Source organism: Yersinia frederiksenii ATCC 33641 (genome assembly GCF_000754805.1).
Taxonomy (GTDB): Bacteria; Pseudomonadota; Gammaproteobacteria; order Enterobacterales; family Enterobacteriaceae; genus Yersinia; species Yersinia frederiksenii.
The window spans coordinates 1,800,584-1,816,042 of the sequence record NZ_KN150731.1 but is presented as its reverse complement, the minus strand read 5'-3'; the positions used below and the strand labels follow the sequence as shown (position 1 = coordinate 1,816,042).

The window sequence follows — 15,459 nt, the reverse complement described above, 5'->3', positions numbered from 1 at the left end:
CACTACAGCGCCAAATATCAAAGCTATTAATTACCCGCCGGATAGGTATACCCACTCTGGAACCCTAGCGGAATACCTAATCCCCAGAACAAATACAGCATCAAAGTCAGCACAATGGTCAGCCCAAGGGTATAAGGCAGCATCATCGCACAAAGTGTTCCGACCCCAGTTTTAGAGCAATACTGGCGGCAATACATGATGATCAATGGATAAAAAGCAAACATCGGCGTTGAGATATTTACCGTGGAACTGACTCGGAAACTGGCTTGAGTCAGCTCCGGCGAAATCCCGACGGCCATCAGCATCGGGACCAATACCGGTGCCAAAATCGACCATTTCGACGAGGCCGAAGTAATAATGATGTCCAGCGCACAGGACAGCAAAATCACCCCCATAATAGTGAAGCCTGCTGGCATCGCCAGCGTCCGCAAGAAATCAGCTCCTGAAATTGCCAGCAAAGTACCAATATTCGAATGGCTAAATGAATATAAGAACTGGGCACAGAAGAAGCTGAACACTAAAAACGAGACCAATGACTTGGTAATGTTTTCCATGCTGCTAGTAATGTCTTTGGTGCTTTTGAAGGTGCCAGAACTGAAACCATAAATCAGGCCGGGAATGGCAAACATAAAGAACAGCAGCGGCACAATCGCCTGCATAATGGGTGCATCAGGGCGAGTCAGACTGCCCTCTGGCGAACGCAGTAATGAGCTTTCCGGATACAGCGCCGCCGCCAGACCAATCAGCATCAATAGCATGGTTAAACCGGCCTTTCTGAAAGCTTTACTCTCCTGCGGCGTTACTTTTTGTAGCTCATCACTGTTGTGAAGCACACTGAGATCGTTATTCAATGGCATCGATTTAACCAAGCGCGGCTCAACGATTTTCTCGGTAATAAACCAGCACACCAGAATAACTGCAAAGGTGCTGCCAAAACTGAGGAAGTAGTTACACAGCACATTGACGTTATAACTTGGGTCAATAATATGTGCCGCGCCTTGAGTGAATCCCTGCATGATAGGGTCGATAATCGACGGCGTGTAGCTGGCAGAGAATCCACCGGCCAAACCGGCAAATGCGGCAGCAATACCGGCGAGTGGATGGCGGCCGCTAGCATAAAACATCATGGCCGACACTGGCATTAAGATGACGTAAGCCGAATCAGAGGCAACATGGCTCACCACGCCGATAAAGATAACTGCGGGTGTCAGAATGCGTTGTGGCGTAACATTCAGCATCTTTTTCAGCATCACCTGAATAAAGCCACTGCCTTCAGCAATCCCAATCCCCAGAGTAGCGACAATAGTGATTGCCAGTGGTGGGAAGTTAATAAAGTTTTTGACCATGGTGGTAATAAAGGTCACCAGTTCAACCGGCGCCAACATATTGGTCACTTTGATTTGGTCACCAGTCAGTGGGTGATAATAATCAAAATTGATAAATGACAATGCAAAGGAGAGCGCCCAGCACACTCCCAATGCATAGATAAAAAGCATGGTGATATCGGGCATCGCATTACCAATGCGCTCAATGGTATTTAGTATCCCGGTTTGCCGGTTTTCCTGCGGTTCAACTGCTGACATATCCTGTCCTTTCCCTTTAAAGAGGCCATAGCCAAAACGGACAGAAAATACACGTGACTTCCTGTCGCGATAGATAGAGTGGTGATATGCCGTGGGGAAAAATAACTAACGGGGTGAACAACACATAAACCCGGAAAACAAAAAAGACTTCACTAACTTAATGAATAATATAATATTTTTATGTTCAATTTTTTTATAACAAAAAACAGAAAGCGTCAATTTAATTTCATTGCATATCTAATTTTATACGATATTAAATGCTTAAAATAAAATCCACTTATGAATTTAGCATCGTAAAACAATAAACAATAAGCTTTATAAACCGCCAAAATAATAAATTCGAAATATAAAACCAAAGTCACACTCTACAAGCAACATGATTATTTATATTTGTCGATGCTGCTTTAGCCATAAAAAACGGCACATACTCATAGAATATGTGCCGTGACTTACTGATCAACATTAATTTCAGTTAGAAATTATATTTAATACCTAACGTGACACTGCTATCACTGTAGCCATTATTACCCACTTGCTGTCCCACATTTCCCCAAAGGTTCAGCTTGTTATTTATCTGGCCCTCAACACCCAATTTCAGCTCAGCAATATTGGCCGCTCCTGCTTGTTTTACGGTTATCCCATCTAAGCTGGTAGCGAAATCTTTCGTGTTGTGGATCCAATTGGCTTCAACATAAGGCTTAAATGCAGGCACTTTCGCTTTCTCAGCAGATTGAATTGGACTGATAAAGGCTTTCACACCCAAGCGAGTTTGAATATTGTTATTACCTTCGCCAGACACCACTGTGCCATTTGATTCTGTATGAGTATCTGCTTTCACGCCCATCCAAACTATCTGAGCCTTTGGCTGAATAAAGTAATTGCTGTCAGCACTTTCTCCCACTTTGAAAGCATAACCACTTTCTATAGCAGCACTAAATCCTTTCGAATCATATTTCTCAGTGGTAAGGTCCTGCCCATCAACCTGATTGTTAAACCAGCTGTATTGCAGCCAGGTATCAACATACGCCCCTGCATTTTGCTGACTATCGGCAAACCATGTGCCATACATACCCACACTGTAGCCATCTACCGAACCATTGGATCGATAGCCGGTTACCTGCGCGACAGAAGAGCTGCTACTATTGGCATAGCCCGCCATCACCCCCACGCGCCATAGATCTTGTGAGTTTCGGCTCCACTGTGCCACATCGCCCCCCAACTGCATGACATAGCGGTTATCTTGTGTTTTCAATTCACCACTATCATCACGAGAGCGGTTATGACTGCCTTCATTACGTAGCCACAAGCTGGTGGTCTTCTCTTCACCGGTAAACACATCGGTATAGAGTGTTTCACCGGCACGATCCGCCAAGGTGGTCACAAACATGCTATTGGCGGCAGCCAAGTTCGCAGTATAGCTTGCAGGTTCTGGGCGGCGCTCATCGGCTTGAGTACGTAAATACCAGTCACCATCGGTTGGCGTGCTGAGACTGCCTTGATACAGGAAGTACTCATATGCTCCGGCAACAGCACGGCCATTAAGCGTAAACTGCCCAGCCGAATCGCCTCCAACATCAATAATTTTGATACCATCGGAAGTTCGAGCGCCGGTACCGCCAATATTATTCACCGTGACATAACTTTGCCCGGCGGTATTACCGGTAATCAACAAGCGATCGGTCAGTGATGAATCCCCTGATAGCACGGTATTAAAGACAACAGTGCCATTATTGCCGGTATAGTTACCATCAATAGTGAAAGTTCCGAAATCGCCACCGGTTAAGGCATTAGGCATAATGAGGCGGCCACTGTTCTCAACATTCCCAGTAACTTGCCCGTAGCCACCTAAAGATCCGGTCGCCGTAATCAGTACATCACTGGTCAGATTGGCAAGATTGGACGCGACCGACATCACCAACGAGCGAGCCAATGGAGACTCATCCACCGACAGTGTTACCATCGCTGCAGCACTACCCAATTGCAGTAATCCATTTTCGATGGTAGTCAAACTCGCACTGACAGTATTACTTTCAATATTAAGCGTGCCGCTGCCACGTTTAACTAGGGTACCGCTGCCTGTAATGCTGTTAGTGAGATTCCAGGCTGAATCCGTGTCCAGAATCAATTCGCCACTGTTGGCAATGCTGCTATTACCAAGATTCTGCGCATTATTTGCCGTCAGAACAGTGCCGGTATCCGTGCTGAATAAACCTGAATAACCGCTATTGTTACCCGCCAATTGAACATTGGCACTGTTAGTTAGTTGGACGTTACCGCTGCTGCCGGTCAACATGTTCACCAGCACACCGCTGGTATTATCCAAATTAAGCATGCCGTTATTGTTAATGGCACCGCTTCCCAGACCTTGAACCTGATACAAATGTGCTGTTGCGCCGCTCACAATATCTGTACTGCCAGTAAAGCTGGTATTACCTTGCGTGATACTCAGCAAACCAGCCGTCAGGGATAACTCGCCGCTACCGCTCAGTGCGCCATCAACCTGGCCACCGCCAGTTACGGTTAATTTTCCATCATTAAAGTTCAGGGTGCTGCCAGTTTCTGTGGCTAATTGCCCCACCACCTGCTGCGTCCCATTAAGGTCAACATGGGTAGCATTGCTCATTGCCAACAACGACGTTTGCCCCAGCGCAGAATCTGCATCGAGCCGTAAATTACCAGAGCGTACCCAAGTGGCCCCAGTGTAACTGTTGGATGAATTCGATAGTGATGCTGTACTGCCGTCATTTGCAGAAACAAATGCCAGATCACCACTGCCGCTAACTTGAACCGAAAGATCATTCGACTGCTGACCGTTATTCGCCAGTGTCGCCGTCAGAATCAATGCATCATTACCCGTGCTCAGTAGCTGTAATGCTTTCAAGCCATAATTGACATACAAGCCGTCATAATTGTTGCCCGTCGTCAGGCCATAATTAAATGAACCTATCGCGGCTGCGGAACTGCCCCCGGTGTTATAAATATTCTGATAGACAACAGAACTTATCGGATCACCATTCTCATCAGTTAACGTCAATTCACTCCCGCTACCAGTCGCTGTGCCGCTAGCCAACGTAACAATTATCTCCCCCTCGTCCAGTTGCATCACCGGTAAACCATCAAGACTTGGCATTACATTTGCGGGTAAGTTAACTTTAACAATACCGCCGCCAGTGGTGTCGATACTGTTCGCGACAATAGTCCCTGCTGAACTGAAAACACCTGAGTTATCAATAATATTATTAAACAACAGTGCACCGCCGTTCATGGCTAATGCCCCAATGTTCTGCACACCATCCGCCACAGAAGTCTGGTTGCCACTGGATAATTTCAATGTCGCATTCGTCAAAGTTGATGTATTTATCCCATCAAGATCGAATGTTGTATTTGTCAGGTTCACAATACCGCTGAATGCCCCGCCGACCGCCGAGCCAAAATTAAAAGCGGTGCTGGCAAGGTTGCGGGCCACATTCAGGGTGCCATTACCCGTCAGTGCATGATTGAACTGCGCAATATCCTCCAGATTCAGGATTGCATCGGTAATATCCAGGCTGACTGCATCATTAATCCCATTCGTGCCGGTCAGGGTGGCGTCTGAACCGCCGGTCACCTGCACCACACCGCTGCCGGTGACCGTATTGCCGAAGGTGCCGTTAAAACCGCTCAAGGCCAACTTATCTTGCGCACCCGCCAGTGTCACCGAGGCATTGGCCCCCAGATGGCTGGTTGACCCCACCGACAACGTGCTGTCCCCCGCCAGGGCATACTGGCCGAGGAAGTTGCTGTTATCGGCGGTCAGGGAAGTGTTCGCACCATTGGTGACATCCACCGTTGCACCAGTCACGCCACTGAGGGTGTTGGCAAGCGCGCCGCTGACCCCATCCAGTACCAGATGCGAGGTCGCCGTATCCAGCCCGACGGTCGCCGTCGCAGCCCCCAAATTACCGGCCTGAGTCACCGTCAGTGCCCCCGCGGCACCAATATGGTGTTCACCCGTAAAGCTGTTCGTGCCGGTCAGTGTCACCGCCGCATTGGTATTGATATCGCCACTGCCACTGAGCACATTCGCCAGTACCGCATTGGCCCCGTTGAGGTTCAGGTCGCCCAGCACATTAATGCCGCTGCTGCCCAGTGTGCCACTGCTGCTCAGGGTCACCGACGCGCCGCTGGCAATCCCGGTCTGCCCGGCCAGGCCGCTGTTGGCGGCACTGATAGCCAGGTCACCGCCAGTGATATTCAATGTACCGTTACCGGTCAGGCCACCACTGGCCGTCGAGCTCCCACCGGCACTCAGGTTCAGTGTGCCGCCCGCCAAGTTCAGGATATTGCTGTTGGTCAGCACACCGCTGTTCAAGCTACCGCCACTGCCCAACGTCACCGTCCCGGCATTGGTCAGCGCGCCGACTGTCTGGCTGTGGCCGTTGATATTGGTGCTGGCCCCGCTGAGCACATTCAATAATGAGGTCTGCCCGAAAGCGCCATCAGCCCCCAGTATCAGCGTTCCGGCATTGACCGTGGTTGTCCCGCTGTAACTGTTATTGCCATTCGCCAGTGTCAGCGCTCCATTAATGGCGTCCACCTGCACACCACCGATACCGGATAAGCGGGCATTCAGTTCACGATTAGCGGTGGCCCCACTCTCCGTGGCCAGCAACAGGGCGTTACTGCCGTCAGTTAACAACTCCAGCGCACTCAGGCTGTAATTGACATACAGACCCGTGCCGCCGTTGCCGTCGCTGCTGGTCAGGCCGTAGTTATGAGTGGCATTGGCGACGGTCACACCCCCCTGAGTGACTGTCGACAGTACCGCCTGCGAACCGGAGTTCACTGACGTGCCGTTAATCATCAGGTTCAAGGCACCGGCATCTCCGGTGACCGTACCGGCATTAATCAATGCCAGCATGATGTCACCCCGATCTTGCGCCAGGATAGACAGGTTCGGTGCCACCACCGGTGTATCATTGTTCCAGGAGTCCGTTCCGGTCACGCTAATAGTGCCGCTGTTCAGCGCCAGATCCGTGACGCTCACAACACCCGTAGCCTGAGACTGTGGTGCTGCCCCGTCAAAAATCAGGGTGCCGCCACTCAGATCCAGTCCCTGAATTGTGCGGTCGGTGGTGCCCACCGTCGTGACGTTATTGGCTGACAGTTTCAGCGTGGCACTCGCCAGTGCCGCCGCATTATCCGCGGTTAATGCAAAGGTAGAATTTGTCAGGTTCACAATACCGCTGAATGCCCCGCCAACCGCCGAGCCAAAATTAAAAGCGGTGCTGGCAAGGTTGCGGGCCACATTCAGGGTGCCATTACCCGTCAGTGCATGATTGAACTGCGCAATATCCTCCAGATTCAGGATTGCATCGGTAATATCCAGGCTGACTGCATCATTAATCCCATTCGTGCCGGTCAGGGTGGCGTCTGAACCGCCGGTCACCTGCACCACACCGCTGCCGGTGACCGTATTGCCGAAGGTGCCGTTAAAACCGCTCAAGGCCAACTTATCTTGCGCACCCGCCAGTGTCACCGAGGCATTGGCCCCCAGATGGCTGGTTGACCCCACCGACAACGTGCTGTCCCCCGCCAGGGCATACTGGCCGAGGAAGTTGCTGTTATCGGCGGTCAGGGAAGTGTTCGCACCATTGGTGACATCCACCGTTGCGCCAGTCACGCCACTGAGGGTGTTGGCAAGCGCGCCGCTGACCCCGTCCAGTACCAGATGCGAGGTCGCCGTATCCAGCCCGACGGTCGCCGTCGCAGCCCCCAGATTACCGGCCTGAGTCACCGTCAGTGCCCCCGCAGCACCAATATGGTGTTCACCCGTAAAGCTGTTCGTGCCGGTCAGTGTCACCGCCGCATTGGTATTGATATCGCCACTGCCACTGAGCACATTCGCCAGGACCGCATTGGCCCCGTTGAGGTTCAGGTCGCCCAGCACATTAATGCCGCTGCTGCCCAGTGTACCGCTGCTGCTCAGGGTCACCGACGCGCCACTGGCAATCCCGGTCTGCCCGGCCAGGCCGCTGTTGGCGGCACTGATAGCCAGGTCGCCGCCAGTGATATTCAACGTACCGTTACCGGTCAGGCCACCACTGGCCGTCGAGCTCCCACCGGCACTCAGGTTCAGTGTGCCGCCCGCCAAGTTCAGGATATTGCTGTTGGTCAGCACACCGCTGTTCAGGCTACCGCCACTGCCCAACGTCACCGTCCCGGCATTGGTCAGCGTGCCGACTGTCTGGCTGTGGCCGTTGATATTGGTGCTGGCGCCTGTCGCAGTATTAAGTGCCGACGTCTGCCCCAGCGCATTATTGCTACCCAGATTTAAAATACCGCCATTGACTGAGGTAGTGCCGGTGTAATCATTGGCGATATTGGTGAGTGTCATTTCACTATTATCGGTACCAATAGCTAAATTACCACTGCCAGTGAGTTGAGCGGTCAGCAATTTATTGGTATCTAATGCCCCTTGAGAAGTCAGGGTTAATGTTTGACCCGAAACTAATGCCAACCGAGTCAATACAGAGGTCATACTCAAGCCACCACCAACCCCCGATAAGGCATAGTCATAGATAGCTTGCGCTACCGTATTAACACCTTGAATAACATTAATTGAAGCATCACTACCAAGGCTATTACCTAAACTGTCCTGTAAGGTCAGAAGCGCCAGTTCTGATTCGGATAATGTATTGCTACTGTTGATTAATTGAGCTGAATTACCGGTATCTTGATCGAGTAGGTTGCCGCCAGTGGTGAGGGTTGTGTCAGCTTGGATGATGCTGTCGCCTGTGACTGCCAGAGTGTCAGTGGTGATTGAACTGCCAGAGGTAAAGGTTGTTGTCGCGCCGTTAAGGGTAAAATTACCCAGTGTCTGATTACCACTGTCAACGGTTATCGCAGCACCAGTAGAGGCAATCAGTGAGGCTTGGCCTAATGCACTGGTATTATTACCACTCAGGGCGAAAATACTATTTTTCATATCAACCGTACCGGCAAATGCTGCTCCGGTATTAACACCAAAATTGAAGGTGTTATTAGCAGTATCAATATTTAATAGTCCTGTTCCAGTCAGAGCATTGTTAGAAGTCACTGCACCATTCAAATTCAACGTACCATTCAGCGCAATGGTCGTTGTCCCCAACTGGTTACTGTTGTTGGCAGTAAGCGCCCCGCCTTGATTAATTTGCCAATTTCCAGCAAAAGTATTCGCCTGATTTAAGGTGACATTCGCACCATTATTAATAATGGCAGATCCATCTCCTGCTATGACATGGCCCAATGATGCATTCAAAACCCCATTGAATGTATTACCAAAAAGCAGTTCACTATTACTGTCGATATTAATAATACCGCTGCCCACATTGCTGCCAGCAGATAATGTAATTTGGCTATCAGCCAGATTGATACTGCTAAAACCCTGTAATGATGTAGTGCTCGCAAGTAAGTCAGTGGATGTATTGAAGTTCAGGGTATTTGAGCCAGTACCCGCATTCAAGGAGCCTAAATAGGTACTCCCCTGAGTCATATCGTTAATGGTAAAAGTATCATTACCGGATCCGGTCGTAATGGATGATACCTGTGCGCCATTCTCGATGGTGACATTATTATCGCCGTCACCCAGGTTAATCGCCCCACTGCTTTGCGAAGTACTGCCCAGAACTAAGGTGTCATTACCAGACCCCGTTGTTAATGCGCCCGTCAATTGCCCATTATTATTGATTGTATGAGCGGCCGTTCCAGAAAATGTCACTGAACCATCAATAATACCGTTGTTATTCAAGGTCTTTGCTGTAGTGCCCGAGAAGTTAATCGCCGTAGCACCAGGGGCCGTTATCTGGGTATTCGCACCAATCGTGGTGGTGTTAACTGCCCCATCAGACACTTGCAACCCAGTACCTGCGCTGTTGCTAATATTGATATTCAGATAAGCATTGCTAAGATCAACCCCACCGCTTGAACTTATTCCTGTCCCCGCTCCTGTCACATTAATTAGGTTACGGCCATTCGCACTATCTGCGAAGGTCAAACCCGCCAAACTATTTAACACTGTGCCCGCAACGGTGTTGAAAGTGATATGGTTTAATGCAAGGTTTACCCCCGCCGCTTTTACAAAAGCAGAGCCAGTGCCATTAAGATTAAGGATCAAATCAGTCAATACATGGCTATTAGTGGTTCCAGCAAAAGTAAGTCCACTTGCTGTGCCAGTTGCCGTGATGGTTCCCCCCACCATATTTAACAACGCATTGGTTAGAACATTAACGCCCGTTCCGGCAGTAGCATTAATTGTCCCGCCAGTATTATTAACATTGACGGTTTGCGCTGGGGTAGAGGAAACAGCCATCCCTGCCGTGGTGCTGTTAATGATTCCGCTATTCGTAATAGCAATACTGGTAGAGCCGCTATTTGTTGCAGATATTCCTGTGGCGGCAGTAATGGTCCCTGTGGCTTTGTTTTCCAGAATAATATTTCCGGTTCCCGCATGAGAGGCAGAAATACCCGCAGTTCCAGCATTAATTGTGGCACCAGAGCTAATATAAATCCCACTATTGTTGGCCGCTCCCGTTTTGGTGGCCAAAATGCCGTTGCTACCAGCGGCAGAGACATTGATTACCGAACCTGTCGCCAAGTTGTAGATAACGTCGACAGCTCCCACGGCACCATTTGCCATCCCTCCGGTATTACCACCACCGGTATTACTAATGCCATTGCCCGTCGGAATTGCACCTAGATTCTGTGCCGCAAGTTTGATTACTGCACCGGAACCGAAACCAGTGGTAGCGTCATAACTACCAATTTTCAGTCCATTATTTGCGGTATCAAATACATATTGGTCAGAATTTAAAGTGAATTTAGCCCCATCATCCAGGGTATACATGTAAAAACCATTATTACGGCCAGTATATCCATTGGTTAAACGTGGACTGGTGATAGAAACATCAGCAGTGCTAGTGAACTCAATGGTACTGACGGCATTCGTGGCATTAGTCCAAAATACTGCAGGGTATAATCCCGTGGTGGCTTGTAAGATAAAATTCCCAGTGAATTTTACGTTATTGGCTTGGGCTAATTGATGATTGGTACCAAAAGTTAAAGAGATAGGATTAGTAATATTGCCAAATACCAATTGGCTGTTCAGGTTTGCCTGACTGCCATCACCCATGACCCCCAATACCGCCAGCATACTGTCGGTCACACTATTAATGTCATTGAACACAATATTAATGGCACTGTTAACATCCATATTGGCAACGGTATAACCCAGTGCCGTTGTGGAGTTTAATGCTGCCATATTAGATAGTGTAAACGAACCAGCTCCCCCCCAAGCAACATTAGATTGATTGGTGAAAGTGAATGAGTAAATACCCGTTGATAGTGAGTACCCACCACCATCTATAACAATATCTTTTCGGTTGCTGGTTGCCTGATTAACTGCAACGTTACTGTTCATCGTAATGTCATTCAGTAGCAAGATAGTGGTTGCTGTTCCACTCGTGAGTGCAGAGTTGAAAGCCGCAACAGTACTAACAGCAACACAGCTTGCCCCCATGGCAGTACATTCAGCTGACGTAATAGCCCATGCAGGCTGCATACCAAAAACCCCCATGACAGCAGCTGCTAAAACACCTATTTTTGTAGTAATACATTGAGTTAAGGCATTATTAGATGTTTGGGTCGTCAAAGGCTGGCGGATTGTTTTTGATTTTTGTTTTCCTTTAGCTAACTCACCTACTGCAACCCATATATTTAAAGATACATTCCAAATAACTTTAAAAATTGTATTCATATCTATCCTTAAAAGCCTTAAAAAGATCAGAGTTTTATTGAGAATGTATCAATGATAATTAGACTGTATCCATCAGATGACAGACAATTGCCGTAACATAACGATTTAATAAGTAAGTAATTATCATTTTCAAATGGCGTTTCATTAGGTTTGCAATAGCCCCCGAAAGCCTCATTTTTATCAAAAAATATAAAGAATAAAATAAATCTTATACCAACCACTTTATCTATATTATCTTATTTATACTGATGTTTAAAAAGTAGAACAAGATTTATCTCATTGTGAGATATAGTGTTGATTTTGCTTTATTCGATATAATAAACCACAAAAAATTAAATAATGGCATTTAAAATCAAAATAACGCATTTTAAAATACAAAATAGTGATCAATTTGTATATTTTAGATGCATATACTTTATTGGTGTCGATCAAAAAAAGATCAGCCAACAAAGAAAAGGAATATTCCTACATTTAAGGTTAGTCTTTCTTAGTTTATTTACAGAAAATAGTTCTGTTATCTTTATATAAAATACTACGTTTATACTCGATAGTTGTAGAATTAATTTTTTATGTTTATATATTAATAGATAAAACTTACACAAGTAAGTAATAAGAGAAATGAATGATATTAGCTATTTTTACTAAGTTGGCAGGCCTGTAGACTTAACCCAGTACATTGTTTACATTTTCCCACTCATCTTTTAAAGGCGCAAAATATTGAATCAGAATACCTCGTTATCTGTACGTACACTCTCAAACACAGAGCGGGCAATCTGGGAGCCACTTTGGCAAGAATATCTCACGTTCTACGAAACAACACTTGACCCTGCTATTGTCGATATAACTTGGCAACGTCTGAATGATCCCGCTGAGCCAATGTATGTTTTGGGTGCTTTCGATAACAGTAGCCTGGTGGGAATTGTGCACTATCTTTTCCATCGTAGCACTTGGACCATCGGCCCCTATTGTTATCTACAAGATCTCTTTACCTCACCTTCAGCACGTGGCAAAGGGGTCGCTCGGTTACTGATAGCATCGGTTGAACAGCAAGCAAGAGAAGCAGGCGCAAGTCGTGTGCATTGGTTGACGCATGAGAGTAATACGCAAGCACAGGCGCTCTATAATAAACTGGCAGAGCGCCCTGGCTTTATACAATATCGCATTAGATTTTGAGCCGCGCAGAAACAAGCAGTCTCATCCGGAGTTAAGCCGCCCAATCAGCAAGAATTTGCTGTGTCGATTTGACGGTGATGCTATTACCCGGAATGGTCAGTTCTGACCAAACTTCATTATGTTGTGCGATGAGCTGCTCAGCGGTGACATGCTGCCGATTCGCTGTGGTATGAGCATCTGCTGCTATGGTTAGGGTATAACCTTTGCTGGCAGCAATTTTGATAGTGGTATCAACGCAATAATCAGTGGCACAGCCACAGATAGTCAGTTGGGTTGTTCCCAATTCGGCAATGACATTATCGAGTGACGTGCGATAAAACGAGTCACAGGCAGTTTTATTGACTGAAATTGCACTTTCTGGCTGGTGCAGCTCTGGCAATATTTGCCACAGCTCACTCCCTTCGGTCATTTCACCTTCAATATGTTGAATGAAAATAACCTGATCAGCATGGTCTATCAGCTGATTAATACGCGCGACTCGACCTTCACGATCAAAGCGGGGATGAGCAAAAACACCATTTTGCATATCAATGACGATAACAATTTTTTCTCTGGCCACTGCTAACCCCTGCTATTTATGTACAATCCCCACTCAAGTTAACACAAATTCTACGGCTTATTTTTTCAGTTGCAATGTCGTCATGCAGGTTTGACTTTCTGTCTGGGTAGCAAAAGGTGATACCGCTTTAAGACCTTGGTAACTGACTTCAATCGTCCCTTCTGTATTACGTGGTAACCAAACACCGACAAAACCATTTTGGTAGCTGGTTAGTTTATCTTGCATGATAACTTTACCGGTTTTATCGGTAATCTTTACATCGAATGTCGTATTTGCCAGCTCGCCGCGGCAACCCGATAAACTGTGATTAAAGCAGGGGTGAGTTTGGTTTATATAAGGGGCGAAAGAGAGATAAAACTTATCACCCAATGGGAAAGAATATTGTTGCTGCCCATCAGATAATGTTAATTCACTCCCGGTGACTGAAGCTGAATATGGCAAAGGGCGCGGTTGTTTGTCCTGATCAATGGTCTCGATCATCTGCTCAGTGGTTTTTCCAACTAAACCATGCTGAGTCAAAAACTCGGTTTCTGCAGTGGCAGTGGATTGTGCCAAGGCAAAATGGCTGAAAGTGACTGCGGCTAGAGCAACAATAGCCAGTCGGGCAGTTGAAGCAAATGTCTTTTTCACGGTCATGGTTTCCCTGTCAAAAAATCTTTACCCAAGGTCATTGGGTGGCCGGTTGGCAGCAATGCCAAAGAAGAAGGGTAAATGTAAACCCTCCCCTTGGGGGAGGGTCAAAGAGAGATTTGAATAGAAAGGTAAACCATTGTATATATTTGGTTTTTCTTGATCTAAATCAAATTCAAACCGTGATATAGCCCACCATGCGCCTTAATTAATATCAGGGTGCTGCGCAATCAAGTTCTTTCTCTTTTTCTCCAGCTCAGCAATTTGCTGATCGATATCCTCAATATTCTGCTCAATATTGTCATGGTGCTCCTGCAATATCTCTTTGGCTTCAGCCCGGTCTGAAGCGGCAGGCGTTGCCCCTTTCAGTGGTTTATTGGCTGTTTCTTTCATAAATACACCCGTCACCAGGCCAATAACTGCCACGACCATCAAATAATAAGCGGGCATAAATAGATTTTGGGTAGTCTCTACCAGCCATGCGGCCGCCGTTGGTGTCAGGCCCGCAATCAGTACTGAGATATTAAAAGCAATTGCTAGCGCGCTGTAGCGAATATGAGTTGGGAACATCGCCGGTAATATTGACGCCGCCACGCCAGTAAAACAGTTAAGTAAAATCGCCAGGATCAATAAACCACAAAATATCAAACCAATAATGCCGCTGTTAATCAGGATGAAGCTAGGAATGGCAAGCATAAACAGCCCGATACTGCCGCAAATAACAAAAGGTTTACGGCCAAATCTGTCGCTCATTAACCCCATGACAGGCTGGACAAATAACATACCCAGCATGATAGCAATAATGATTAATACACCGTGATCTTCAGAATAATGCAAGCTATGTGACAGATAGCTTGGCATGTACGTCAGCAGCATGTAATAAGTGACGTTAGTGGCTATCACCATGCCGACACAGATAGTCAGGTTCTTCCACTGCTTGGTGATTATTTCACGGAAAGAGACCTTGGGCGGCTGAGCAATGCTATGGCGCGACTCACTATCCATCTTATCCACATGCTGTTGAAAAGTAGGGGTCTCTTCAAGTGCATGACGCAGATAAATCCCGATTAAGCCCAGTGGGGCGGCAACAAAGAATGGAATGCGCCACCCCCACTCAAGGAAGCTGGCCTCGCCCACAATACTGGAAATCAGCACCACCACCCCAGCGCCAAGCACAAAACCGGCAATGGAACCAAAATCTAACCAACTGCCAAGGAAACCACGTTTTCTATCCGGTGAATACTCAGCAACAAAAATTGCCGCACCGGTATATTCACCCCCGACAGAGAAGCCCTGCGCCAATTTTGCTAATAACAGCAATATGGGGGCCCATATACCAATCGAGGCATAAGAAGGAATCAAGCCAATACAGAAGGTACTGACTGACATGATAATAATGGTGACGGATAGGACTTTCTGTCGGCCATATTTATCACCCAATGCCCCAAAGAATAAGCCACCCAGAGGCCGAACCAGAAAAGGAACGGAAAAGGTCGCCAATGCGGCGATCATCTGAATGCCGGGATCGGCACCGGGGAAAAAGACCTGACCCAGTGCAAATGCGACAAAACCATAGACACCAAAATCGAACCACTCCATGGCGTTACCTAACGCTGCGGCGGTGATAGCCTTCTTCAGTTTTGTATCATCAATTATCGTAATATCATTGATTTGCATAGGTTTAACGTTCTTTCTTCGTAGTCCCATTTTTTCTTCCTTACGTTCTTAATAGCTCCACTGCA

At 47.3% G+C, this 15,459-nt stretch carries 6 protein-coding genes; 1 reads left to right on the top strand and 5 read right to left on the bottom strand.

What is annotated here, in order from left to right:
* Positions 1-26: 26 nt before the first annotated feature.
* Together DJ58_RS13635 and DJ58_RS13640 are read right to left on the bottom strand one after the other, a co-directional pair.
* Entirely contained in the window at positions 27-1,583 is a 1,557-nt protein-coding gene (locus tag DJ58_RS13635; protein ID WP_004711853.1) for an AbgT family transporter, read from the bottom strand.
* 472 nt (positions 1,584-2,055) lie between these two features.
* Positions 2,056-11,355 carry an autotransporter outer membrane beta-barrel domain-containing protein gene (locus tag DJ58_RS13640; RefSeq protein WP_032913224.1) on the bottom strand — a complete coding sequence of 3,100 codons (9,300 nt, stop codon included), beginning with the start codon at positions 11,353-11,355 and terminating at the stop codon, positions 2,056-2,058.
* A gap of 717 nt (positions 11,356-12,072) precedes the next feature.
* Between DJ58_RS13640 and DJ58_RS13645 the strand changes: the two genes are divergently transcribed.
* A complete protein-coding gene (locus tag DJ58_RS13645) occupies positions 12,073-12,528 on the top strand; it encodes a GNAT family N-acetyltransferase (RefSeq protein WP_004712665.1) in 456 nt (151 codons plus the stop codon).
* Positions 12,529-12,559: 31 nt separating this feature from the next.
* On the opposite strand, the gene DJ58_RS13650 is transcribed toward DJ58_RS13645, so the two are convergent.
* The 3 genes from DJ58_RS13650 to proP form a co-directional block, all read right to left on the bottom strand.
* Positions 12,560-13,087, bottom strand: a complete 528-nt coding sequence (locus tag DJ58_RS13650) for an isochorismatase family protein (RefSeq protein ID WP_004712666.1) — start codon at positions 13,085-13,087, stop codon at positions 12,560-12,562.
* Positions 13,088-13,144: 57 nt separating this feature from the next.
* Complete coding sequence (gene cueP / locus DJ58_RS13655) at positions 13,145-13,717, bottom strand: copper-binding periplasmic metallochaperone CueP (RefSeq protein ID WP_032912233.1); 573 nt, start codon at positions 13,715-13,717, stop codon at positions 13,145-13,147.
* 204 nt (positions 13,718-13,921) lie between these two features.
* The gene (gene proP, locus DJ58_RS13660; RefSeq protein WP_032912230.1) at positions 13,922-15,424 is read right to left on the bottom strand and encodes a glycine betaine/L-proline transporter ProP; all 1,503 of its coding nucleotides are present in this window, start codon (positions 15,422-15,424) and stop codon (positions 13,922-13,924) included.
* Between the last annotated feature and the right edge of the window lie 35 nt (positions 15,425-15,459).